22 protein-coding genes are annotated in these 24,607 nt (G+C 29.6%); 3 read left to right on the plus strand and 19 right to left on the minus strand.

The annotated features are described in order from the left end of the window. Positions 1 to 10: 10 nt before the first annotated feature. From LGK95_RS04045 to LGK95_RS04055, 3 genes are all read right to left on the minus strand, one after another. Positions 11 to 1,003, minus strand: a complete 993-nt coding sequence (locus LGK95_RS04045; RefSeq protein ID WP_226122492.1) for a CobW family GTP-binding protein — start codon at positions 1,001 to 1,003, stop codon at positions 11 to 13. A gap of 209 nt (positions 1,004 to 1,212) precedes the next feature. Continuing rightward, on the minus strand, positions 1,213 to 2,025 hold the full coding sequence (locus tag LGK95_RS04050; RefSeq protein WP_226122495.1) for a metal ABC transporter permease: 813 nt from the start codon (positions 2,023 to 2,025) through the stop codon (positions 1,213 to 1,215). Next, entirely contained in the window at positions 2,012 to 2,695 is a 684-nt protein-coding gene (locus tag LGK95_RS04055; protein ID WP_226122497.1) for a metal ABC transporter ATP-binding protein, read from the minus strand. Before LGK95_RS04055 ends, LGK95_RS04050 begins: the two co-directional genes overlap by 14 nt. Before the next feature lie 161 nt (positions 2,696 to 2,856). On the opposite strand from LGK95_RS04055, the gene LGK95_RS04060 reads away from it, so the two are divergent. Then, the gene (locus LGK95_RS04060; protein ID WP_226122499.1) at positions 2,857 to 3,774 is read left to right on the plus strand and encodes a metal ABC transporter substrate-binding protein; all 918 of its coding nucleotides are present in this window, start codon (positions 2,857 to 2,859) and stop codon (positions 3,772 to 3,774) included. Between the two features lie 232 nt (positions 3,775 to 4,006). Here the strand turns inward: LGK95_RS04060 and LGK95_RS04065 are convergent, their stop codons facing one another. From LGK95_RS04065 to LGK95_RS04095, 7 genes are all read right to left on the minus strand, one after another. Next, positions 4,007 to 4,846, minus strand: coding sequence for an MBL fold metallo-hydrolase (locus LGK95_RS04065; RefSeq protein WP_226122501.1), 840 nt, complete (start codon positions 4,844 to 4,846; stop codon positions 4,007 to 4,009). 204 nt (positions 4,847 to 5,050) lie between these two features. Continuing rightward, positions 5,051 to 5,674 carry a DUF1847 domain-containing protein gene (locus LGK95_RS04070; protein WP_226122502.1) on the minus strand — a complete coding sequence of 208 codons (624 nt, stop codon included), beginning with the start codon at positions 5,672 to 5,674 and terminating at the stop codon, positions 5,051 to 5,053. Between the two features lie 63 nt (positions 5,675 to 5,737). After that, positions 5,738 to 6,544 (minus strand): Mrp/NBP35 family ATP-binding protein, encoded by an 807-nt coding sequence (locus LGK95_RS04075; protein WP_226122504.1) that lies wholly within the window; start codon positions 6,542 to 6,544, stop codon positions 5,738 to 5,740. Positions 6,545 to 6,577: 33 nt separating this feature from the next. Further along, a complete protein-coding gene (locus LGK95_RS04080) occupies positions 6,578 to 6,937 on the minus strand; it encodes a C-GCAxxG-C-C family (seleno)protein (protein WP_226122509.1) in 360 nt (119 codons plus the stop codon). A 58-nt stretch (positions 6,938 to 6,995) separates the two neighbouring features. Continuing rightward, the gene (locus LGK95_RS04085) at positions 6,996 to 7,841 is read right to left on the minus strand and encodes an ATP-binding protein (protein ID WP_226122510.1); all 846 of its coding nucleotides are present in this window, start codon (positions 7,839 to 7,841) and stop codon (positions 6,996 to 6,998) included. Next, on the minus strand, positions 7,832 to 8,653 hold the full coding sequence (locus LGK95_RS04090) for an ATP-binding protein (RefSeq protein WP_226122511.1): 822 nt from the start codon (positions 8,651 to 8,653) through the stop codon (positions 7,832 to 7,834). The genes LGK95_RS04085 and LGK95_RS04090 overlap by 10 nt, the downstream gene beginning before the upstream one ends. A gap of 21 nt (positions 8,654 to 8,674) precedes the next feature. Further along, on the minus strand, positions 8,675 to 9,037 hold the full coding sequence (locus LGK95_RS04095; RefSeq protein WP_226122512.1) for a NifB/NifX family molybdenum-iron cluster-binding protein: 363 nt from the start codon (positions 9,035 to 9,037) through the stop codon (positions 8,675 to 8,677). A gap of 151 nt (positions 9,038 to 9,188) precedes the next feature. Here LGK95_RS04095 and hisC point away from each other — a divergent pair, with 151 nt between their 5' ends. Both hisC and LGK95_RS04105 read left to right on the plus strand, forming a co-directional pair. Beyond that, the gene (gene hisC, locus LGK95_RS04100) at positions 9,189 to 10,265 is read left to right on the plus strand and encodes a histidinol-phosphate transaminase (protein ID WP_226122513.1); all 1,077 of its coding nucleotides are present in this window, start codon (positions 9,189 to 9,191) and stop codon (positions 10,263 to 10,265) included. A gap of 61 nt (positions 10,266 to 10,326) precedes the next feature. Beyond that, the gene (locus tag LGK95_RS04105) at positions 10,327 to 10,794 is read left to right on the plus strand and encodes a beta/alpha barrel domain-containing protein (protein WP_319001894.1); all 468 of its coding nucleotides are present in this window, start codon (positions 10,327 to 10,329) and stop codon (positions 10,792 to 10,794) included. Between the two features lie 210 nt (positions 10,795 to 11,004). On the opposite strand, the gene LGK95_RS04110 is transcribed toward LGK95_RS04105, so the two are convergent. The 9 genes from LGK95_RS04110 to LGK95_RS04150 all read right to left on the minus strand — a co-directional run bounded on the left by LGK95_RS04110 (position 11,005) and on the right by LGK95_RS04150 (position 24,167). Beyond that, the gene (locus LGK95_RS04110) at positions 11,005 to 12,102 is read right to left on the minus strand and encodes a GGDEF domain-containing protein (protein WP_226122528.1); all 1,098 of its coding nucleotides are present in this window, start codon (positions 12,100 to 12,102) and stop codon (positions 11,005 to 11,007) included. Positions 12,103 to 12,456: 354 nt separating this feature from the next. Further along, positions 12,457 to 13,704, minus strand: coding sequence for a hypothetical protein (locus LGK95_RS04115; protein ID WP_226122832.1), 1,248 nt, complete (start codon positions 13,702 to 13,704; stop codon positions 12,457 to 12,459). 396 nt (positions 13,705 to 14,100) lie between these two features. After that, entirely contained in the window at positions 14,101 to 15,681 is a 1,581-nt protein-coding gene (locus tag LGK95_RS04120) for a bifunctional metallophosphatase/5'-nucleotidase (protein ID WP_226122530.1), read from the minus strand. Between the two features lie 105 nt (positions 15,682 to 15,786). Then, entirely contained in the window at positions 15,787 to 16,164 is a 378-nt protein-coding gene (locus tag LGK95_RS04125; RefSeq protein ID WP_226122532.1) for an HIT family protein, read from the minus strand. 823 nt (positions 16,165 to 16,987) lie between these two features. Next, entirely contained in the window at positions 16,988 to 17,308 is a 321-nt protein-coding gene (locus tag LGK95_RS04130) for a hypothetical protein (protein WP_226122534.1), read from the minus strand. 196 nt (positions 17,309 to 17,504) lie between these two features. Beyond that, complete coding sequence (locus LGK95_RS04135; RefSeq protein ID WP_449727676.1) at positions 17,505 to 18,647, minus strand: CheR family methyltransferase; 1,143 nt, start codon at positions 18,645 to 18,647, stop codon at positions 17,505 to 17,507. A 12-nt stretch (positions 18,648 to 18,659) separates the two neighbouring features. Continuing rightward, entirely contained in the window at positions 18,660 to 21,863 is a 3,204-nt protein-coding gene (locus LGK95_RS04140; protein WP_226122537.1) for a response regulator, read from the minus strand. 60 nt (positions 21,864 to 21,923) lie between these two features. Beyond that, positions 21,924 to 22,892, minus strand: coding sequence for a sugar ABC transporter substrate-binding protein (locus tag LGK95_RS04145; RefSeq protein ID WP_226122538.1), 969 nt, complete (start codon positions 22,890 to 22,892; stop codon positions 21,924 to 21,926). Between the two features lie 12 nt (positions 22,893 to 22,904). After that, positions 22,905 to 24,167, minus strand: a complete 1,263-nt coding sequence (locus LGK95_RS04150) for a hybrid sensor histidine kinase/response regulator (protein ID WP_226122539.1) — start codon at positions 24,165 to 24,167, stop codon at positions 22,905 to 22,907. Between the last annotated feature and the right edge of the window lie 440 nt (positions 24,168 to 24,607).

Consider the following 24,607-nt stretch of genomic DNA (forward strand, 5'->3'; position numbering starts at 1 on the left):
ATAACCCCATCTATACTGTTATATTAAACAATTTACAGAGTTTGTTTTCATTTAAGTTTTTACCTATCATACACAATCTTCCTGTATAATCAGGGCTTATATTCTTGACTTCAAATTCACCAGGTACATAATCAAATTGTAACCATTTATGGGTATCACTCTGCAGTATACCTTTCCCTCTTAAAACAACTCCATAAGTTTTATCATTTTCTATAATACTCACAATTTTTTTTAATTCTTCTCCCTTATATAAATTGAGAGTTTCAACTCCCCAAACTTTAAAGACCTCATCCGCATTATGGTTATGGATGTGATTCTCTCCATTTTGGTTCCCTTTATCATAGGCATGACCCTTTATAGAAAAGTTTTTTGCACTTTTTATCTGTTTTTCTAGTGATACTGAGTCACTTTGCTCTGCAACATCAATTATTAGATTTGCATTTATGCTTTCTAAAGCAGTTGTTATTATATTACATTTACTATTTAACTTACGTATAGAATTAACAACAAAATCTATATTTTTTCTATCAGAATTTTCTGTTCTACTTAAAATAATTGTTTTTGCGTTCTTTATTTGATTTTCAAAAAACTCACCAAAGTTAGTTATATATACTTCATATTTCAATACGTCTACAACAGTAATAATCATATTAATCGTTACTAGATTTTGCAATTTAGCTGTACCGCATGCTTTAATTACATCTGAAAGTTTTCCAACTCCAGACGGTTCTATAACTACTCTATCTGGTTTATACTTTTCTATAACTTCTTCAATAGCTTTTCCAAATTCACCTTTAAGAGTACAACATATACATCCCGAATTAATTTCTTTTACTTTTGCATTTGATTGTTTAAACAAACTTCCGTCAATGCCAATCTCACCAAACTCATTTTCTATTATAACTAGGTTCTCGCAATGTAATTTCTCTTTAAGTAACTTTTTTATTAAAGTAGTTTTCCCAGCGCCTAAAAATCCTGAAATTATATCAATTTTTGTTTTCATTTTTTATGCCTCCAAAATATAAAGTTTTATTTGTTATCTGCATCAATAGCCGTGTCATACCAAATATTTTTCATTTAGAGAATATTTCTATTTTTGTTCCTTACTCAAATGCAAACCATTCGCATTTATTTTAGATTATATTACTATATGTTAAAAATTGCAATTTATGTGTAAGGTACCAGTTAAGATGACGCTTTTTTCTGTTTGATTTATGACGTTTTTTTGAGAATACTAACTCTACATTTTTTTACACATATAACCAATGCAAGTAATATAACTGAAATCAGCGCAGTTATTCCTCCTGGCGCACAATTCATATAATAAGAAATAAACAGAGAAAATAATATATCAACAATACTAAATAGCACTGAGTATAAAAGAGTTGTTTTAAACCCCTTACCCAGCTGCATTGCAGTAGCAACTGGCAAAGCAATCATTGAGCTTAAAACAAGTACCCCAACAATTCTCATGGAAACAGATATTGTAGCAGCAACTAATATAGAAAATATATAATTGATTGCTTTAACGTTTATTCCCGAAACTTTTGCTGCTTCTTCATCAAATGCTATAATAACAAGTTTATTATATAAAAATATTAATGTTACTATCGATATAAGACTTAATGCTAAAACCGAATATAGATCTTCTCTTGTTACAGTTAACACACTTCCAAATAAAAATGAGTTAACATTTGCATGTAATTCTCCAGAACTCATAATAGTAATGGCAATTCCAACACTTAAAGATAAAACCACAACAAGTATTAATTCAGCATATTTTTTAAAATAATCCCTTAAAAATTCAATTAGTAACCCACAGAACGATGTAAATATGAATGAACTTATTATGGGGTTTCCATTAAATAAAAGCCCAATTGCAACCCCTGCAAGTGAAGCATGAGCTAATGTATCACCAATCATTGAGTATCTTCTCAGTACTAGGAAAAAACCAATGCACGGGCAAAGTATAGAAATTAATATTGAAATCATAAAGGCGTTTTGCATAAAACTATATTGAAACATTGAACTCATCCCCTTTATTTGATTTTAAATATTCTTTAATATAGATATCAGGTGTACATAAATGACCATTTCCGTTAGATATATGATAAATAAGGGACGAATTCCTCATAGCAGCATTAAGGTTATGTTCAATAGCAATAACCGTTACTTTATTAACTCTGTTTAAATTTTTAATTAACCCATAAATATCTTTCTGACTATTTAAATCAACGCCAGTTGAAGGTTCATCTAAAATTAACAGGCCAGGGCTTCCGAGTAATGCTCTTGCAATAAATATTTTTTGCCGTTGCCCTCCTGATAATGTTCCTATAAGTGAATCTTTAAAAGGGAGCATATTAATAATTTCTAAATTTTTAATTACTAAGCTCTTATCTTTTATTTTAAGTACTTTTCTGTAGCAATTAAGCATCTCATATACCGTAATAGGAAATTGTGAATTTAGAAAATCAGACTTTTGAGCAACGTAGCCAATATTTTTGTTTGAATTTACTATAGAACCTTTAGTAGGAGTCAAAAGATTTAACATTAATTTTACTAGAGTACTTTTACCAGAACCATTATCGCCTAATATAGATAGGTACTCACCCTCATTTATTGTTAGACTGATATCATTAAGTATATATGGTGCTGCATTTGTATAAGAAAAAAATAAGTTTTTAATTTGTATCACAATTATCCTCCGATCAATATATAAATTTACCACTTTGTCAAAATATGAACATATAGTTTGGGAAAATATGCTATTAAGGTTATTGACAAATGGCTCTTATACTTATATTATATATGTAAATGCGAATGACTTGCAAGAAGAGAATTCAAGGAGTGATAAAAATGTTCAAAAAATTAATAACTTTTGTTTTGCTTAGTGCCACAATACTAACCTTTACAGCATGTGGTAACAAAAAAGCAGTAGAAAATACCAATGTGAAGACTCAAGGAAAGGTAAAAGTTGTAGTCACATTTAATGCAATGAGAGAAATTGCCGCTGCAATTGGAAAAGACAAGGTTGATATAGTAACTATTATACCTAACGGTACTGAACCACATGATTTTGAACCAAAGGCAAAAGATCTAGAGACCTTAAGTAAAGCTAAAATATTTGTGTACAATGGATTCGGTATGGAATCTTGGGTGGATAAGGTTTTAGAATCGGTAGACAATAAAACTTTAATAACAGTTGAGGCGTCAAAAGGTTTAAACCCCATAAAAAATACAGATTCAGCTGAAAAAGAAGAACATGGACAATATGACCCGCATGTATGGATTAGCTTAAAAGGTGCAGAAAATCAAGCTAAAAATGTAAGAGATGCTTTAATAAAAGCAGATTCATCTAATAAAACTTATTATGATAAAAATTACACTGATTTCACTTTAAAGCTTGATGCTCTCTACAATGAATATAACGAAAAATTTAAGACCGTTAGTAACAAAAACTTTGTAACTGGACATGCCGCTTTTGCATACCTTTGCAGAGACTTCGGACTAAAGCAAAACAGTGTAGAAAATGTTTTTGCAGAAGGTGAGCCAAGTGCTAAAAAGCTAAAAGAATTAACAGATTATTGTAAATCTAATAAAATTAAGACTATATTTGTTGAGGATATGGTAAGTACAAAAGTTTCCGATGCTCTTGCTAAAGAAGTAGGAGCTAAAGTTGAAAAAATACACACCATAGAGAGCAAAGAGGATAATAAGGATTATATAAAGTGTATGAAAGAAAACTTAGATATGATATATAATAGTTTAAAATAAGATCTATTGAATTACTTTCAACTTGTTTCTAGACAATATTAAACATTGAAACACATTGAAAGCGAGGTGTTAGGCCCATGGGATTAAACCTATGGACCTTTTTATATTAACCACATGAGGTTATCCTATGATGCCTCCTTCATATATTAAAAGGAAATGATCTGCATTAAGCTGGTAGTACCCTATATAAAATAATAAAGCACAATAAATATATTGCTATTTTCTATAACTTTCATACTATTTTAATAATATTCCCAGTATTGTTATATGTGAATTTATCTTTAAATTCATTTTTAATCTTTTCTGTAGCATATTTCCCGGTGCAATGAGACATCGCCAAAAGGTAGATATCCTTTTCTTTAAAGTAGTTAATTGTATTTTTTAATCTTTGCTCATTTGCTTCAACTAAATGAGTTCCCCCAACAATGCCATAGATTGTCATACCTGTACGCTCTATAATCGTTTCTAAAATATTAACTATGCCTACATGAGAACATCCTACTATAACTATCAAACCTTTTTCATTCTTAACTACTAATACTATTTCATCAGAGAAATTATCCACTACATAGTTTTCATCTTGCTTTACTTGAAATATCTTGTTTGTCTGATCAATATCATTTCTTGTTTTAAAATTAGAAAATATCATTATGTTTTCAGTAATATAAAATACATCTTCTTCAATATATTTTACTTGAATATTATTTTGACGAATATATTTCTTATCAAAGGAATTACCAATATGCTTATAATTATCTTTTTCAACTAATTTGTATTTATTGTTAAAAAAGTCTTTCCCTGCAATTAACTTATATGAGTTGCCAATTTTATCGACAAGCTTTCTAAATCCTCCAGTATGATCATAATGTCCATGACTTAACACAACATATTTTAAATTACTCAAATCTACATTTAATTTTTCAGCATTTTTTATAAAATCTCCACTTTGACCAGTATCAAACAAAATCTTCATTTCATCAATTTCTATATATAGAGACAACCCGTGTTCACTGAATAAAAGATTATTATCATCAGGATTGTTTTCAATAAGCGTTGTTATTTTCAAATTCATCTTAATCACCAAATTCCAATTATATTTTTCAAATATACCTAAGTATTAATTTTATATGAAATCAATTTTAGAAAAATCAATGCGCTCTGAAGCATCAACTATATCTCTATTGCAATGAAACATATTCAATTTTGCCTACAAACATTTCATGTGAGCCGGTAAAATTTCATATCACCTTGGATTTTACTCATAATAATTCCTCCATTATTTATACAACTTATTTTTATAGTAACCATCTGAAAGATACAATGCACCTATAGGATTATGTGCAAGTACTCTATCCTTAACTGCAAAAACAGTTACAGGGGCTTTAGAATATTTTATAAATAGTGAATCGTGCCCTACGCATAATCCCAAAATTATATTTAAGTCTGTTTCGGCTTTATTTAAAAAAGTGGCCTGTCCGATAGGGTTACACATTGATTCATAAGTTCCAGGTCTTACTTTTTCATCTTCTTTAATACCTAAAAATTCTTTCGGTATACTTCCATTCTTGCATACTACTGAATTAACCTCAAAACCATTATGTTGTAGTATTGAAGACAATATTTTTGCCTCTTTGCTTAACCCAACGCAAAAAGCAACTCCTAGCTTTTTAAAGTTACACTTATTTGCAAAATCAATTGTCTCTTCAAGTCTTGTTTTTATACAATATCCTTCTGCTTCTACTAGCGCGGAATTATATGCTAATTTATAATTTTCATCTTCAAGATATAATTCCTTTATTTTTTCTTGTTCTTCTTTTTCATTACATGGACAATTAAGTGGTAATTTCTCAAGTTCTCCCGTTTTACAATTATGTTCACTGCACATAGCACAAGTATACATATTCACACCCCTAATTTTTTTATAACATATTTTATAAGTTAAAGATTAGTAAGTTAAACATTCTCATCTATTGACATCCTCCTTAAAATTAACAAAATCTATTACTTTTTCAGTCAAAGCTTTAAATTTATCATCTAATACCTTACTTATCTTACTTTTATTATTTATAACATCTATTATTTCTTTACTCATTGGAAGCTCTCCAATAAGTTGTATATTCATTTTATTTAAAAATTCTTGTGTGTTACTGTTATCAAAAAATCTTATTTCCTTTTCACAATTAGGACAAACAATATAGCTCATATTTTCTACTAATCCTATTATTTTAACATTCATTTTTTTTGTCATATTAATAGCTTTCGCCACTATCATAGAAACTAAATCCTGAGGAATTGATACCATTACTATGCCATCAATAGGAAATGACTGCATAGCTGTAAGTGCTACATCTCCAGTACCAGGTGGCATATCAATAATTAAATAGTCAAGTTCTTCCCATAAAACATCTGTCCAAAACTGTTTTACTGTGCCTGCTATAACAGGTCCTCTCCATATTGCTGGTTGTTCTTCATCTGCAATAAGTAAATTAAGAGACATCACCTTAATACCATCGTGAGTTGTTACTGGCCAAATACCTTCTTTAAACATTTCTGCTCTCTCGTTACCTAAATTCATCAATCTAGGTATGCTTGGGCCTGTAATATCCGCATCTAGTATTCCTACTTTATACCCTTTTTTATTTAGTTCTTTAGCTAATAAAACTGAAATTGTTGATTTACCTACTCCACCTTTACCACTCATAACACCTATTACTTTCTTAATATTATTAAGTGGATTATTTTCAATCTTAAAATTTTCTTCATCAGACACTAAAATCCCTCCCTCTACTTTGATATATATTTTTTATTTTACATAATCTTTTAAGACAGTATAAGTGTATTCTATTATTTCATTACAAGAAACGCCTTGTTTCTTTAATTGTAAGCATTCAAATGTACCATATCTTTCTTTTACTTTATTCATTATTTCCTTTGTATGTTTTGTTGATTCATTCTTAGCCGTCGCTTCTTCTCTTCCTTTTAATGCTCCTAATGCCATTAGTGCTCCCGTAATTGCTCCACAAGTACTTCCTACCATCATACCTGTGCCAAAAGGACTAGCAATGGAAATTGGAATATTAAAATCATTTTCTTCATTGAATGCTTTTATTACAGATTCCGCACAATTATATCCTTGCTTACGGTATTCTAAAACATCTGTCATATATGTCTACCCCCTATTTGTTAGCTACAGGTAAAATACCTGTATTTCTTTATTGATTTTATATAATATTTTTTATATTACTCCACATATTTTCAATAGCCTTTTCTGCTATGCTATCTTTATAATAAGTTATAGGTTTTAGTTCATTTATTGATTGCATAACAATATCATCATATGGAATTTTACCTACTAATTTTAAACTCTTCTCAATAACAAAACTCTCTATTTCTCTAGATACTTCTTCATTTATATCATATTTATTTATACATACCATGGTAAAAACTCCAAAACATTCACATAATGTTACCACTCTCATTAAATCTCCTAGACCTGATTTTGTAGGTTCTGTAACAATTAATACCGCATCGCTACCTGTAATTGAAGATATAACAGGACATCCGATACCAGGTGAACCATCTATTATAGTTAACTTCTCATTACCATTAAATTTTTTGCCGTTTTTCCTTAAATAAGCTATTAATTTTCCCGAACCATCGCTTCCTATTTTCATTTCTGCCCTTGAAATTATCCCATTATCTAGTTTAGTAATAAATGTATCTGCAGTTTTTTCAGACTTTAATTTTATAGCATTTTGTGAACATACTAAAGTGCAAGCGCCACAACCTTCACAATCAAATGGGTTTATCGTAAAATTCTTTATAGCATTGAATTTACATATAGTTTCACATATGCCACACTTAATACAAAGTGATTCATTTATAATAGCTTTTTTTCCACCAATAAATTCATTTTTTTCAATATCTAATCCTTTGTAAAACATATAAAGATTTGGTGCATCTACATCACAATCTATTCTTATAACATCTTTAGACAGTTCAGCTAATGCTGTTGCGATTGTAGTTTTACCTGTTCCGCCTTTTCCACTTAAAATCGCTAATTCCAAAGTAGCACCTCCTTTGAAATCTTATCAAATATTGCTTTATGATGTATTTCATCATATAATATTTCTCCCTTAGAATAAAGAATGGCAGTATCTTTGCTATAAGGTATAGTCTCTATTAACTTTATTTCTTCTTGTCTGCAAAATTTTTTTACTATATTATCTTTTCCATCATCTTTATTTATAACTATACCAAAAGGTATCTTATACATTTTTACAAGTTCAACAGCCATTTTTAAATCATGTAGCCCAAACTCTGAAGGCTCCGTAACAAGTATTGCTGCATGTGCGTATTTTAAAGCATTTACTACATTACAAGAAGTCCCAGGTGGGCAATCAATTAAATTAATGTTGCCGGATAAGTTTTTAAGGAGTTTTCTAATAACGGGTACTGCCATAGGTTCACCTATATTTAAAACTCCTCTGCTACAATTTATGTCTCTTATTTTGCCACTTTCAATTTTTCCTGTTTCTCTTTTCTTATAAGCTATAGCATCATATTGACATGCAATCTCACAAGCTCCGCAACCATGACATAATTTTTCAAAGAGTATAATTTCCTTATTTACTTTTGCAAGAGCATTAAATTGACATACATTTACGCAAGCTCCACAGGCCGTACATTTATTATCATCTATAATGGGATATTCCACCATAACCTTTTCTGTTTTATTTATTTTAGGTTTTAAAAATAGGAAACCATTTGGTTCTTCTACATCACAGTCTATATAATTTGACTTTAGTGCGAGGGCAAGATTTAACGACACTGTAGTTTTACCAGTCCCTCCTTTTCCACTAAGCACTGCTATATTCACTATATACTCATCTCCGATCTACTAGTTTGCTCCATGGTATGCAGGACCAGACATTTTTATTTCTTCAAGTTCTCCATTGTTATATTTCTCCATTACTAAGCTTATAGCTATATTCCCACACTTATACGCTCTAATTCCTGCTTTTTCAATAAGTTCATAGGCATTAGGTCCAAGATCTCCAGTAATAATAACGTCTACCTTTTCTACGTTTAATTGATTAGCTGCAACAATACCTGCTCCACCACTTGAATTTTGACCTTTATTTTCTAAAATTTTAACTTCCTTACTCTCTGTATCATGAATTTGAAAATATTCACACCTTCCGAACCTCTTATCAAGTAAACTTTCACTAGTTTTTCCATTTGATGAAATTACTATTTTCATTAAAACTCCTCCTTTATTTAGATATTGGCATTTGCTAATTTCATATTACTCTTGTTTTTTGTTATTGTCAAATGCCAATAACAATAGTATAATTAAATAAAATCAATCAGTGTACAAACAAGTGCGCTAGATATATAAAGGAGCATTATAAATGAGCAAATATTGGAGCGAAACTACAAAAAACATTGAACCTTATATACCAGGAGAGCAACCTAAAAATAGGAAATATATTAAATTAAACACTAATGAAAATCCGTACCCGCCTTCTCCAAAAGTAATTGAAGCAATTAAACAGGCAGCTAATGAAAATCTTCAATTGTACCCTGACCCAAACTGTGATGAACTTAGAAATACATTATCAAATTATTATAAATTATTACCGAATCAAGTCTTTGTTGGAAATGGTTCAGATGAGGTTTTAGCTTTCTCTTTTATGGCATTTTTCAATAAAGAAAAACCTATCCTATTTGCAGATATAACCTATAGTTTCTATGAAATTTATGTTAATCTATTTAAACTAAAACATAAATTAATCCCCCTAGACAATAAATTTAATTTGCCTCTAGATTCCTTTTGTATTGAAAATGGTGGAATTGTAGTAACAAATCCAAATGCTCCAACCAGCAAATATATATCAGTGGAATCCTTAAAGAAAATTGTAGAATACAACATAGAAAGTGTTGTTATAATTGACGAAGCATATATAGATTTTGGTGGAGAATCTTTAGTTGATTTTGTAGATGATTATCCAAACCTATTGATTATCCAGACGCTTTCTAAGTCTAGGGCACTAGCAGGTTTACGTGTTGGTTATGCTTTTGGACACAAAGATTTGATAGAAGGCCTAAATAAAATTAAGAACTCAATAAACTCTTATACAATTGATCGGCTTGCTTTAGCCGGTGCAAAGGCATCTTTTGAGGATGAGGCCTATTTTCAGAGTACTCGCTTAAAAGTTATAGATACAAGAGAAAAAGTAATCCCTTCTCTTAGAGAATTAGGTTTTATTGTATTAGAATCAAAAGCTAACTTTTTATTCGCACGTCATAATACAATTCAGGCGAAAATAATATTTAACGAATTAAAAACTAGGGGAATTCTTGTAAGATATTTTAATAAACCTAGAATTGATAATTTCCTAAGAATAAGTATAGGCAACAATGAAGAAATGGAAGTACTTATTAGCAAATTAAGCGAAATTATTCTAAAAATAGAAACATCAAATTAATACGGATTATTCCTGAATACGACGAGTTAAACGTGATTAAAATTATTAAGGAGGGCTAATAATGATGTATATAAATGATGAAACAATAGAAAATATTATAAAAGAAGATATCCCTTACATAGATCTGACTTCATTAGTCTTAGGAATTAATAGTCAAAAAGGAGAAATAAAATTTATCTCAAGAGGAAATGCAGTGATAAGTGGTTCTGAGGAAGTGGTAAGAATATTTAATAAGTTAGGTATCGAAAGCAAAACCTTTCTCTCTTCTGGAACTCTTGTTAAGTCTGGAGATGTAATTGTTCATGCACAGGGTAATGTTGATGCTTTGCATATGGGTTGGAAGGTGTCCATGAATATTTTAGAATACTGCTCTGGAATTGCAACAAGGACAAAATGTTTGGTTGATAAAGCAAAAAATATTAATCCACAAATTGAAATTGTAACTACAAGAAAGATATTTCCAGGCACAAAGGAGTTTTCTATAAAAGCTATTATAGCAGGAGGTGGTGTTACAATAACAAAACAATAAACTATAGATAAAGTTACCTCTAGACATTATTGATTTGGAGAAAAAAGAAGCTAAAATTGGTCTTCTTTCTCCTTATTCAAACTTAACATATTATCATTTAACTCTCAAACCTGTCACATAAGTACCTATTGTGTTACACTCTTTGATTAATACTAATTAATAGTATAATTTACATAAGAATTAATTAACCTGAGTAGAATATTGCGAAGCTTATTGATGAATACATATTTCACTACCGCAAACCCTATTACGTCCACTTTTCTTTGCTTTATAAAGAGCCATATCTGCTTCTTCTTTTATAGCTTCCAAATTAGACGTTGTATCAGGATAGATTGCAACTCCAATAGATACTGTAATATTTATGAATTTGTCTTCACCTATATTAAATCCATATTTTTCAACAGCCTTATTTATTCTCAATGCTATTGAAAAAGTTTGGTCTTTAGGACAATCAAAAAGTAAAACACAAAATTCTTCACCCCCGATTCGCCCTACAACATCAATCCTTCTGCAATTCTTTTTTAATATGTATGCTAATTCTTTAAGGACTATATCACCTATCGAATGTCCATAAGTATCATTTACTTTTTTAAAATGGTCAATATCTATCATAAAACAAGATAACTTCCCTTTATTTTCTAATACTCTTTCAAAAGCCAGGTTAAGCATTTTATCAAATTGCCTTGTATTATAAAGTCCTGTAAGAAAATCCTTTGTAGAGTCTTTTTTATATATCCTATATAATTCATTTGAACCGTGAACATACTCTAATAAGAAATACTCTAATGCACCTGCAAATGTAGCTACTAAAAAGTATTCAAAACATATTATTTGAACATTTTCTACATTCCTTAATAGATAATAGATAATTGGTATTAATATAACCAATGAAATTAAAGTTTTTAAAAACCACTTTTTCCATTCTGCTTTAATCTTTTTATCAATTATATGAAAACATATTATAAATAACAGTATTTGGAAAAGTGCAGCAATACAGGATATATTTATACCAAAACGTACTGCACGATATATCCCTATAATAATTCCTGAAACTATAGTAGGTATAATACCACCTACATAAGAAACCATCATAATTGCAAAAAATCGCAAATCAAGTATTGTGGTAGTTCCCGTAACTTGAATTGTATATATCATTAATAAAATGCCCATAAGTCCACCACCAACACCCACTATTATCTTGCCATATAAAGTAATAATAATTTTTTCAGGTACGTCTTTTAAAATATGGCCAGCGACGAAAGTAACGGCTATGAGTAATAAAACGTTTATAAATAAATCATTTAGCACATTTCCACCCCCTTTAATCATTCTTGTTTTTATATGATTTTTCGGAATAAAGTATTTTGATTACTTTGTCCTAAAATACGAGTACGACATAAACATTTACTTAATTATACTATTTTTACCGTAAATTTTATATATTGAATGTTAACTCTTAATTGTTGAAAAGGATACATTATCGTATGCAGGTGCAGGTGGAAAATTAATGATTAAACATAAATGGTTGGAGGAGCCTCCACAAATGGATGACCGAAATGAACTTACTAAATCAAATGAAAATTAAATAAATTAAAAGTCCCCTGTAGTTGTACAGAGAACTTTCGATATTATTTAACTTTTTAAGATCTTTAGATATTTCTTCTATTCACCTGTAGTTCCGGTTGTTGTTCCAGTTGTTCCTCCTGTTGAACCTGCAGTCCCAGTTGTTGATTCTGTCGTTCCATTTGTTGTTCCTGTTGATCCTGTTGTATCTGTAGTCCCAGTTGATGTTCCTGTTGATGTTCCTGTTGATTTTGTTGTATCTGTAGTCCCAGTTGTTGATCCTGTTGATTTTGTTGTATCTGTAGTTCCTGTTGTTGTACCTGTTGATCCTGTTGCATCTGTAGTTCCAGTTGTTGATCCTGTTGAATTTGTTGCATCTGTAGTTCCAGTTGTTGTTCCTGTTGATCCTGTTGCATCTGTAGTTCCAGTTGTTGTTCCTGTTGATTTTGTTGCATCTGTAGTTCCAGTTGTTGTTCCTTTCGATTTTGTTGCATCTGTAGTTCCTGTTGTTGTTCCTGTTGATCCTGTTGCATCTGTAGTTCCAGTTGTTGTTCCTGCTGTTCCTGTTGAACCAGTGGACTGTTGGGGAACAGTAGTATTTACAGTGGGCGTTGTTGCATTAGTAGACGTACCTTTGAAATAAAATTTTCCTAAAACTCCCACAACCATAACAAAAATAATTGATACAGTAATTATCATTGCCTTTTCATTCTTACTAGGCTTCTTATTTCCAGAGATTACTTGTCTATCTTTTTTATTTGTTGTTTGTTTATCAGTTGTTGCCTTACTCATAACCGTTGTAAAATCATCTTTTTTATTAGAAACTATTGCTATGACTCTTTGCATTGCCTTCAAGATTACCTGGTTTATATTTTTAGGTTTATTAAACCATAACGATCGACTTCCCTTTTGTTCTAGAGAGTCTACCTGATTAAAATTTTCAGGTGATCTAATTACAAGAACAGGCTTATTATGTTCTTCAGATTGATTTTCTTCATATACAGTAACTGAAAACTTATCACCCTTACTTAAAAAAGGGATATAAACCTCTAAAATATTATCCTTTATTGAAGAATCAAATTTTAAACCTTTTGTTATTGTAGCTCCTGTACTCTTTAAGTTAGTTTGCGAGCTTTGTATATTTAAAGTTAACTCATGAATTGTTTTATTTGATGGGTTTTTAACAGTAATAATGTATGAACATTTTTTTTTGCTATTCATTTCTATTGGTTTACCATTTCGTACATTGCTTAATATTTTAGGTGCTAGATTCTTATAATAATCTAGCATTAACCCAGATGTAATTGATATTATTAAAGTTATAAATGCAGGTATAATAAAATTCATCAAAATAATTCGCTTCCTTTTTTTTAAAAAATTACATTCAACTACAACATATCTTACGAGTAAGATATAAGACATGTATCTAATTATACTATTAAAAATGTAGATTACAGAGATATAGGGTCTATAGTGTAAGTGTTTCATGTAATTTGATATGTTTTATGATCTGTTTTTTTAGTGAGTCTGTGTAATTATCGCATAATTGTATTTGTTTTCCTTTATATCCGAAACTATAGTATACAACAATTTTAAGTAAATTGAAATAGCATAATATCGACATTATCTGATTATCTATACTAATTCTCAAATCAATGCTTAAATTTCTAAATCTACCCAATAATTTCACTCATAATTTTTATGGGATTATTTTTTCTTTTCCAATTTAATACAACGCCACACTTAGTATATAACTTTCCAATTATCATTCTCAACTGCTTTAATGGTTTTTCTTTCAAGTATATAATTTGCAATTAGTTCAGCCATATCTATAGGTATATCTTTAAGGACAGGTTTCCCCTTAAACATTGAATAATCTCCACCACCACCTGCTCTGTAATTATTCATTACTACAGCATAGTCCCCCTCCATGTTAAGAGGACAATTTTTATAATTAATTTTCGTAATTCTATAGTTTATGGATTTTGAAACATCTATTATATACTCTATGCCTTCCCACATATCATAATTATAGTGGTGAAGTTTAGGATAAATACCAACCTTGCTTACTTCTATTTCGCCGTTAACTATACTAAAATATTGAGCAGTTTTTTCTAGAGCAGCTTTAATATCAGAGCCTTTTAAACTAATTACCTTTAATGTGTTTGGGTATTTATAATTTGCTATGATATCTCTCATCGTAACATTGCGCTCGAATCCCTTGCATTGGTTATCAAAAATAGCAGTATTTGATATATCAACCTTTGCTGCCTCCATCTGAACATTATTTATAAACTCAGTATAAGCATTATCTTTAAGCCTTGCTTTTAAAGGATCTTTAATAAGCATGTCACCTTCTATGTTTCCCATAGGAATATCAAGCCATGCTTGTGCCTTAGTTTCTATGTTACTTATAGAATCCAAAATTCTTTTATCAACATCAGTTGCATTTGCATCAATAATTGAGGATTTTTTATTAACTATGGACCATTTTCTAGAGTTCTTTACCAAATCAATAGAAACTTTGCCAATGCAATTACCGTTGTAACCTGGTTGCACAACTAAAACACCATTTACCGATAAATTTTTTATAACTCTATGTTGATGCCCCGTTAAAAGCACATCCATATTTTTTACTTTCATGCATAACTCATAGCCTTGATTTTCTCCTGTGAGTTTTTCCATCGGCTTACCAGTTTCTAAATCTCTTTCAAACCCACCGTGATAGGCCACTATATTTATATCCGTAGCTTCTTGCTTTTTCATTATCTCAATCCATTTATTGGCACTTTCTACAACATCTTCGAAATTTAAGTCTTGGATTGTTTCAGGATTTTCCCAGTTAGGAATATACTTAGTGGTTACCCCTAAAATACCTACTTTTAAACCATTATCAAAGGTTTTAACAATGTATGGCTTATTAGTAAAGCTTTCCCCTGTAGTTTTTTTTGTTATATTAGCGCATAGCCATGGAAAATTTGAAGTTTTTATAGCATTATTTAAATACTCCCTACCGTAATTAAATTCATGATTACCAATTACAGCAGCATCATATCCCATAAGATTCATAGCTTCAATCATTGGATTCGGCATATTATTATTTATTTTAGCATGGAAATATGTAAGTGCAGTACCTTGAAGCATATCCCCATTATCTATAAGTAAAGTATTCTGATTTATTTCTCGCTCGAGAGTAATTATAGTGGATAAAGCTGCAAGACCACAGTTGGCATAGGAATTATCCGAATAATTTATAGGTAATACAGTTCCATGAACATCGCTGGTTTCTAAAATTGTTAGTACAAAATTTTCGATAATGCACATATTAAACTCTCCAATCAAAAGATAAATAATTTTAATAATGAAATCTTCTTGTCCTAAAATGCAACAGAGTCACTACTGATTATTTCTTTATTGTTTACATTAACTTTAACCATCATATTCAACCATTGCCTCTTTCAAATTTCTTACTCCACCCCTTGGATCATCTACATCCCCTATATATCTAGGAATTAAATGAACATGTAAATGGTTTACGGTTTGCCCGGCATGAGTTCCTACATTAATTCCTATGTTATATCCCGCTGGTTCATATTGAATATCAAACATTTCTTTTACCTCGTGCAACAATTTATATATTGCTTTAATCTCTTCCTCTGTTGCCTCAAAAAAGTTAGCAAAATGCCTCTTCGGTATAATTAAGCAATGACCATTATTGACCGGGAAATGATCTAATATTGCAAAAACTAATCTATTTTCTACTATTATCTCTGATTCACTATAATCACAAAATATACATTCTGACATTTTTGTTGTCCCCTTTATATATAAAGTTAATTTACATATTAATTTACATTCTTCTTTTATTTTACCATATATAAAGTAAAAGTAGTAATCACTTTACACCCATTTTAAAATTCACATGTATACTGTTAACAAGCTACTGTTAAATTTAATTAGATTTAACAGCATTATTAACTACAACTTAACTCCATAAAAATCAGTGGTTTCAGTATATTGATAGATACTACAGTTATTTGTTAAATTAGATTTTCATTAAATTTTATAAGATTCTAATTAAGTTCAAATTAATAATAGCATATAAAATCACTTGAACTGATATTCCAAATGCATATGTTATTGTTCTATATTATTTATAACTTTTGATTTAGTTTTAATGAAATTTGGTACTATTAGCACAATTAGAGCTATAATCCTATTAATAAGCTATTGTTAAATTTAATTAGATTTAACAGCATTATTAACTATAACTTAAATCCGTAGAAATGAGTGGTTTCAGTCTATCGGTAGATACTGCAGTTATTTGTTAAATTAGATTTTTATTAAATTTTACAAGATTCTAATTAATTTTAAATAAATTCAGCTTACTTTTCAATTTCTTTATGATGCTCAAAGTATTTTAAACTTAACAAATATTCCATACCTTTTACATACCTTTTACATTATTTCTACACAATTATATGTTATTATATAAGAATAGATTAATTAATTAATTTATTAACTAATTAAATTAGAGTCCCCCTTTAATTTAATAATAAAAGCTGTGAAGTAATTAAACCCTTCACAGCTTTTTCTTATTACACTACTATGTAATTTTGTGCAGAATAAATCATAAATAATATATTGTTCCAGTGTAATTTATTTCTGATCCTTCTTCATACTCTTCATAATCAATATATGCACCTTTAAAATCTATAACATCTTCAAGAATACCAAATCCTTCTATGCTTATTGACTCAATTACATTATTCTCATTAACGCATGTAGCCACTGTATAATAAAAATCTTCTTCTTCATTATATATAATTGCTGTATTTAATATTCTAAAACTTGCTTTTCTTTTAATTCTCCTATTTTCATTTAAGATTTCCACAAACTTAATTTTTTTCCCACCATCATTATTCTCTTTTTCTTTAAATTTGAAACTCATGCCTATTACTCCTCTTCAACTTTATTAATTTTCTTTCTTTTCCCACTAAATCCTTAATATATAACTCACTTGTACATAAAACTTATTTGTTGTTATATTTATATTCATAGCTATGCACAAGTTAGAATGTCCAGTGGTTAAGTTTTTAAATTAATTATAGAAAAGCACATAAATTTAATAAGCACTAATATGTTTACTATTTTTTCTTATAAACCTTTAATATCCCATCATACTTACAAAAATATTTTCCTCCGTTGTTTCTTAGAATTCCTTCACTCTTTCCCAAGACTAAAAACCCATTATTATCTAAAGAATTATAATAGTTTTTTAGCATTTTCTCTTGTAAACTTTCATTAAAATAAATAAATACATTTCTACAAAGTATGAGATTAAATTCATTTAACGTTCCATTACTAAGCAAACTATGCTGGAAAAATAATATGTTTTTCTTAAGTTCTTCTTTAACTTTTATGTAGCTATTATTAATATCAAAATATTCAATAAAATTTTTCTCGCCTCCAGCATTTCTGTAATTACTTATATCTTTATCTAAGGTTATCGAGGAATACATTCCGTTTTTTGCCTCTTCTATAACATAAGGATTAATATCTGTAGCATAGATTTGGGTTTTGCTTAATATTCCTGCTTCTTTTAACATTATAGCTAAGGAATAAACTTCTTTTCCATTGGAACAACCTGCACACCAAATTTTAATATGATTATAGGAATTTAAATAGGGCAATATTTTTGTTTTAATTAAAGCAAAAACCTTAGGATCTCTAAAAAACTCCGTAGTATTTATTGAGAAGTCAAGAAACAGGTTGTTAAAAAAAATTTCATTATTTAAAACCTGTTCTCTGAATAAACTAAAACTTACGATACCCTCTTTTATCATAGTTATGTTTATTCTTCTCATTATGCTATCTATTTGATACTCAGTGTAATCATAGCCGTAAGTAATATTTAGTTCATTCAAAAAACTATATACTTCTTCTTTATTTAGAATTTTTTTTATATGGGATGAATTTTCAGTTAATCTTTTCAAAGTGAAATTTTTTTCAATGTATTTGCACTTTATACCTATATTCTGTAAGTATGAGTATAAGTATCTCTTTAAAACAAAAATTGAACACTTCTCCCGCTCCTGAAAACTAAAAAGTTTCTCTACAACAATTTTGGGAATTACATTTGCTCCTAAAAAAGTTATATTAAAATTTTGCATATCTTGCAAACTTAAAAGTTCTATTAGTTCGCTTACCTGTTTATGATCTTCAAATTCTCCCATAACAACAATATTTGCTTCTATTTGGTCGTGAATTATTTTAAAATCCAAAATCATCCTCCATTGCTTCTAATCTTTGTTAATCCAAGCTTTTACTAATGTTATAAGAACATCATAATCAATAGGCTTTGCAATGTAATCATCTGCTCCAGCTTCCATACACTTTTCGTTATCACCCTTTAGAGATTTTGCTGTGGTAGCTATAATGGGTATGTGTTTTATATTATCAGTATTTCTTATATTTTTAATTGCTTCATATCCATCCATAACAGGCATCATTATATCCATTAAAATTAAATCAACAACTTCATTTTCAAGCTTTTCCAGCGCAACCTTTCCATTTTCAGCTTCAATGATTTCTGCACCGTAATCTTCTAATGCAGCTGCAAGCACAAATATGTTTCTTGGATCGTCATCTACAATTAGTATTTTTTTATTATCAAGATTTAATGCTCTATCCTTATTAATTTTGGAAGTAATAATATTTTTATATTCTTCTTCCCTTTTAACCTTATGACGTATTAAAGTTAATTCATCCAGTAGCCTTTCATAAGAGTTTGTAGTCTTAATAATTATGATGCCATTATATAACTTTATCTCTTTTTCCTGTTCTTTACTCATTTCAATATTTGTATAAATAATAACAGGTACTCTTAAGTTTTTTAATTTTAAAACGTTATTAATTTCTTTAAGCAACTCAATTTCGCTTTTATATGGCAAGTCTAAGTCCAATAAAATGCCATCAAACTCTTTTTCCTTTATAAGTTTAAGCCCGCAAGGTCCACTATTTGATGTTAATGTTGCAAAGCCTATACCGTCCGCGATTGCTTTAATAGACTGAATTAATTTTGTATCATCCTGAATAATAAGCAAACTTTTATGTTTTACATTTTTTATCTCTTTATTTTCGACCATTACTATCTTCTGCTGTTGATTTCCAATAGTAACTGCTGCCTCTTGCTCCGCGATAGCCTGCTGTGAAACTGCACGTGGTAAATATAATATGAAGGTGCTACCCATCCCAAGCTCACTAGTTACTTTTATTTTCCCCTTCATAAGCGCGCAAAGCTTGTTGCTTATGGATAGGCCAAGTCCCGTACCACCGTATCTTCTTGAAATAGAGCCATCGCCTTGCTGAAACTCTTCAAAAATAGAATCTAAATTATTTTTATGTATGCCAATTCCTGTATCCATTACAGAAAATACTACGTTATTTTCACCCTTGGTATCCATTTCAATTTTTAGTTTTACGCAGCCCTTATCTGTAAATTTAAATGCATTAGATAAAAAGTTTCTTACCACTTGTGAAATTTTTTCTTTATCACCATAGATATTATCTTTAAATTGATCTTCCAATATAAATTGAATGTTTTTCTCCGTTGCAGTTCCATTAAACAGATCACTAAGCTCGCTAATAAGCTCACTGGAATTAAAATTTCTGTAGTTAATGTCTATTTTACCTGCCTCTATTTTTGATAAATCTAAAAAGTCATTTATCAAACTAAGCAAATGTTGCCCTGAGTTAAATATAACTTTTATTTTTTCTTGTGCATCCTCCGTAGTAGTATCTTTACATCTTCTTATTAAGAGATTAGATAATAATATAATAGAATTAAGTGGTGTTTTAAGCTCATGAGAAACATTTGCTAGAAATTGCGATTTATATGTATTTGCCATTTCATAATCTTTTGAGCGTGCCAAAATCTCTTCTCCAGATATCTCTAATTCTTGATTTTTAATTTTAAGAAGTTTAGACTGTTCTTCTATTTGCACTTGATCTTCCTCTAGCTGAGCGTTAGTTTGTTGCATCTCTTCACTATGCTGTTGAAGTATTTGCTGCTGTTCTTCAAGCTGAGCATTAGTCTGTTGAAGTTCCTCAGTTTGAACCTGAAGTTGTCCTTGCTGTTCCTCTAATATTTCATTTGCATTTACTAGTTCAAGTGATATTTCTTGAGATTCTTTTGTTGCTTTTTCACTTACTTCCAATAGTTCTTTAATTCTTTGATTTTGAAGGGTAGTGTGTAGGTTTATAGCAATTATGTTGCTTGCCTCTTCTATAAATTCCTGTTTTAATTTGTTAAAAGTTTCAAAGGAGGATAGTTCAATAACTCCATATAGTTCATCCTCATAAATTAATGGAAAAGCATAAACATTAAGAGGAGCTTCATATGTTGTTCCAGTACAAATTGCTGCTTCTGATTTACGTACATTTGTAAGAAGTATAGGCTTTCTTTCCAAAGCTACTTGTCCAACTATTCCCTCACCAAGCTCGTATATATTAGATAATCTTTCTCTTTCTGTAAAAGCGAAGGAGGAATTTAGCATAAGTTTATTTGTTTTATCATTATGTATATAAAATGTTCCATTTCCAGCATCTAATGATCTAGCTAAAAAATTCATTGACCTTTGTGTCAATTCTTTTACAGATAAGCTGCCATCCATTTCATCATTTAATGAATTTAGAGTATTATTTCTCCAAAGTTTATTCTTTAATTTATTTATCAATATATTATAGTTTTTAGCCATTTCCGCAATTTCATTTTTTTGATTGATTTCATATTCTTCTAAATTTCCTGAATTTGTTGTTTTAATCATATGTTCTTTTAATCTGTTAATAGGAGTTAAAATGCTTGTCATCACCATTATAAATGCTAATGTTAGTATACTTATTAAGATTACTAAAGTTAAAATCAAGGTTATTCTCTGTGAAGATTGCAATCTATCTGATTCTTGTATTAAACTCACTTCACTATTTAAAGAACTTAAATATATATTATTAAGAGTAAGTCCAAGCTGATCAATAAAATCTGAACCTATTCCTTCAGATATAACTATTGCATCATCTTTTTTACCTGCTAACACATCATTAATAATTTTCTCTCTTTGTGGCTTCCACCATTTCGAAAAAAGATTATTAGCATCTTGTAAATTTCTTTTAGTATTAGAATCAACGGAATTTTGTCCTATAGTATCTAAGTTTTTTTGCAAATCGACTTCATATTGGGTAACTTTATCTATTTCTCTTTGAATCTCATCCTTATTTGACGATAAAATTACACTCTTTAGAGAACTTTTAATTTCAACCAAATTTAATTTCCCTTTGACTGTAGCATCGGAAACCCTTGATGATTGATTATATAAATTCTGAGTTACTCGTGCCAAGTTATTAAGCCCACTTAAAGCATAGGTTCCAAATCCAATAAATGTTGTAATACAAACAAAAAACAATACAAAAAATTTTTGCTTTATATTAACATTTTTAAAATTAATCATAAATTCCTCCTTAAATCATCACCTGCGGTGCTGCTCATCTTCTTTGAAGTTGTAATATTTTTATTTATTCCATTTAGCCATATATTTAACTGCATCTTTTGGAGCAACTAATCCATTTGAAAAAATCATCGTTTTCTCTACACTTTCACCATTAGCTACTTTAACTGCAGTTTTTATAGTACATTGACCCATTTCTTTTGCATTTTGAAATACTGTAACAGCTAATTTGCCACTTTTTAAATAATCAAGAGCTTCAGGGGTAGCATCTATACCACCTACAGTTATTTTTCCAAGTTTTCCAGCGACTTCTATAGCTTTTAATGCTCCTATTGCCATTTCATCATTGCTAGCAACTACAGCGTCAATTTTTTTTCCAGATTGAAGCCATTCTTCCATTAAAGCCGTGCCTTTATCCCTATCCCAGTCAGCTGTTTGCTCCGCAATAATTTTCATATCAGGATATTTTGCTATTACATCATGATAACCTTGAATTCTGAATCTCTGTTGTTCTTGACCCATCGTTCCCATCATAATTGCTACGTTACCCTTAAAATGCATTTTCTTTGCAATATATTCCATTTCCAATTTAGCAGCTTGTTTTGAGTCTGAGCTTACATAACCTACTGCATCATTTTGATTTTCAAATGGCCTGCTAACGCTCATGATTGGAACCTTAGCAGCTTTCGCAATGTCTGTTAAAGGCTTTGTTAAATCCGTATCAACTGGTTGAACAACGATGGCATCTACTTTTTGAGATATGAATTTTTCAACCTGTGATAATTCTATATTAGAATCATTTTTTGAGTCAACATATACTACTTCAACATTCTTTAAAGACTTGGAGTAATTCTTCATTTCATTAAGCAAATAAGACGTAAATTTGTCATTAAAATTGGAAATACAAACACCAATCTTAATCTTTTGGGAAGTCATTGATGTGTCATTTATTTTCTGTCCACATCCAGTAAACAAAGACATTGTCATAACAGTCACAACAGTAATAATTACAATTGGTAATTTTTTTTTCATTTAGTTTCCCCCTTAAAAGTAGATGTCAGAAAATTCTATATCCGTCTTTGAGATTACATTACTGAGAATATTAATTGAATCATTTCGAGGGATTTGATCATTACTGGTTTTGCTAATAGGAAGTTTAACAATGAATTCACTTCCATTTAGGTATTCACTATTAACTTCGATAGTTCCATCATGCATTTCAATTAGAGATTTCACAAGGTTAAGCCCAATACCACTGCCCTCACAGCTCCTTGAAAGGAGCTTGTCCGCTTGCTCGAATCTTTCAAAGATCATCTTGTGTTTATCTTGAGAAATTCCTATGCCTGAATCTTTGACCCTAATTTGAACTAAATTATTAGAAATTCCAATATTCACAAAAATATTTCCATCTCGAGGGGTAAATTTTATAGCATTGGATAAAAGATTTAACACAATTCTTTCAATAGCATCTAAATCGCACTCAATCATTACCTCTTCAACATCAGTATCGAATATTAGTTCAATGTTTTTTAATGCCGCATAATCCACTACAGAATTTACAACATATTCCACTATCTCAGTAATGTTATATGTTGATATATTAAGAGGAAAGTTGCCAGCATCTATTTTTGTAATATCGATCATGTTGTTAACTAGTCTTATTAGCCTATAGCAATTTTGAATCTGTGTATCTGCTTTCCCTTTTATTTTTTCCCTATCTAATACTTTATCATTTTCAAGATAATATTTTGTTATTTGTGTTGCTCCAAGCAGAATATTTAAAGGGGTTCTAAATTCATGAGATATATTTGCAAGAAACATATCTTTAGCCTCATTAGCTGCTTCAGCTACATCCTTTGCTCTTTTTAATTCTTTAGCTTGCTCTTGCAGGCGTATATTCATTTTTCTTTCTTTTTCAATAAGCTTTAGGTATACATTTATTCTATTTATAAATAAAAAGTCATCAATAGGTTTAGTAAGATAATCTACTGCTCCTATTTCAAAACCTTTTCTCTTAAACTCCTCATTTATACAAGCTGCCGTTAAAAATACAATGGGAATATGTTCTGTTTTTTTTCTACTTTTTATAATCTTTGCCAGCTCAAAACCATCCATCTCCCGCTCCATATGCACATCTAAAATAATTAAATCCACGGAATTTTTTATTAGAGCTTGTAATGCTTTTGTGGAAGTATCTGCAAGTAGCACTTTAGCATCTATATACTCTTCAATAAGAGCCTTTGCAGTAAATAAATTATTTGGATAGTCGTCAACTACTAATATTGTATACAAATTACTTGTTGCCATATTTGAAAACCTCACCTCATTTAACCACATAATAATATTTAGCTAAATTTTCATTAAATAAACGAATAAAAACTTAGCTAAATTTATTCAGATTTTTATGCTTTTAACCAGTATCTTTGACTGATATTTCAACAAATTCATTCTTATCATTGATATTGCATATCAAATAACTGAGCCATTGAAAAATTACATTTAATGGTATTTTAGATTTTATTGTAAAAAATAAACCCACTTCATACAAAATAAATATAGGATGTGTTTGCTTTTACATATTACCATATTTTACTTCATATTCATACACCTTTTATTACCCTCTATACGACATTTTTTTACATTTCCATAAAATGCAAAGCTGATATAATGTAGGAATAGTTACATCATATCAGCTTTGTTTGTAATATTTAAAATCATATTTTTTGCTCATAGTTACCTTTTCTTCG

The organism is Clostridium algoriphilum (assembly GCF_020443705.1).
Lineage (GTDB): Bacteria > Bacillota > Clostridia > Clostridiales > Clostridiaceae > Clostridium_AD > Clostridium_AD algoriphilum.

Bases quoted from the DNA above. Each gene is read 5' to 3' on its own strand.
- LGK95_RS04115 (WP_226122832.1), bottom strand. From the start codon at position 13,704: ATGAATTTTATTATACCTGCATTTATAACTTTAATAATATCAATTACA.
- LGK95_RS04150 (WP_226122539.1), bottom strand. From the start codon at position 24,167: ATGGCAACAAGTAATTTGTATACAATATTAGTAGTTGACGACTATCCA.
- LGK95_RS04130 (WP_226122534.1), bottom strand. From the start codon at position 17,308: ATGAGTTTCAAATTTAAAGAAAAAGAGAATAATGATGGTGGGAAAAAA.
- LGK95_RS04145 (WP_226122538.1), bottom strand. From the start codon at position 22,892: ATGAAAAAAAAATTACCAATTGTAATTATTACTGTTGTGACTGTTATG.
- LGK95_RS04135 (WP_449727676.1), bottom strand. From the start codon at position 18,647: ATGATTTTGGATTTTAAAATAATTCACGACCAAATAGAAGCAAATATT.
- LGK95_RS04065 (WP_226122501.1), bottom strand. From the start codon at position 4,846: ATGAATTTGAAAATAACAACGCTTATTGAAAACAATCCTGATGATAAT.
- LGK95_RS04045 (WP_226122492.1), bottom strand. From the start codon at position 1,003: ATGAAAACAAAAATTGATATAATTTCAGGATTTTTAGGCGCTGGGAAA.
- LGK95_RS04070 (WP_226122502.1), bottom strand. From the start codon at position 5,674: ATGTATACTTGTGCTATGTGCAGTGAACATAATTGTAAAACGGGAGAA.
- LGK95_RS04080 (WP_226122509.1), bottom strand. From the start codon at position 6,937: ATGACAGATGTTTTAGAATACCGTAAGCAAGGATATAATTGTGCGGAA.
- LGK95_RS04125 (WP_226122532.1), bottom strand. From the start codon at position 16,164: ATGTCAGAATGTATATTTTGTGATTATAGTGAATCAGAGATAATAGTA.
- LGK95_RS04050 (WP_226122495.1), bottom strand. From the start codon at position 2,025: ATGTTTCAATATAGTTTTATGCAAAACGCCTTTATGATTTCAATATTA.
- LGK95_RS04120 (WP_226122530.1), bottom strand. From the start codon at position 15,681: ATGTGCATTATCGAAAATTTTGTACTAACAATTTTAGAAACCAGCGAT.
- LGK95_RS04140 (WP_226122537.1), bottom strand. From the start codon at position 21,863: ATGATTAATTTTAAAAATGTTAATATAAAGCAAAAATTTTTTGTATTG.
- LGK95_RS04095 (WP_226122512.1), bottom strand. From the start codon at position 9,037: ATGAAAATAGTAATTTCATCAAATGGAAAAACTAGTGAAAGTTTACTT.
- LGK95_RS04105 (WP_319001894.1), top strand. From the start codon at position 10,327: ATGATGTATATAAATGATGAAACAATAGAAAATATTATAAAAGAAGAT.
- LGK95_RS04060 (WP_226122499.1), top strand. From the start codon at position 2,857: ATGTTCAAAAAATTAATAACTTTTGTTTTGCTTAGTGCCACAATACTA.
- hisC (WP_226122513.1), top strand. From the start codon at position 9,189: ATGAGCAAATATTGGAGCGAAACTACAAAAAACATTGAACCTTATATA.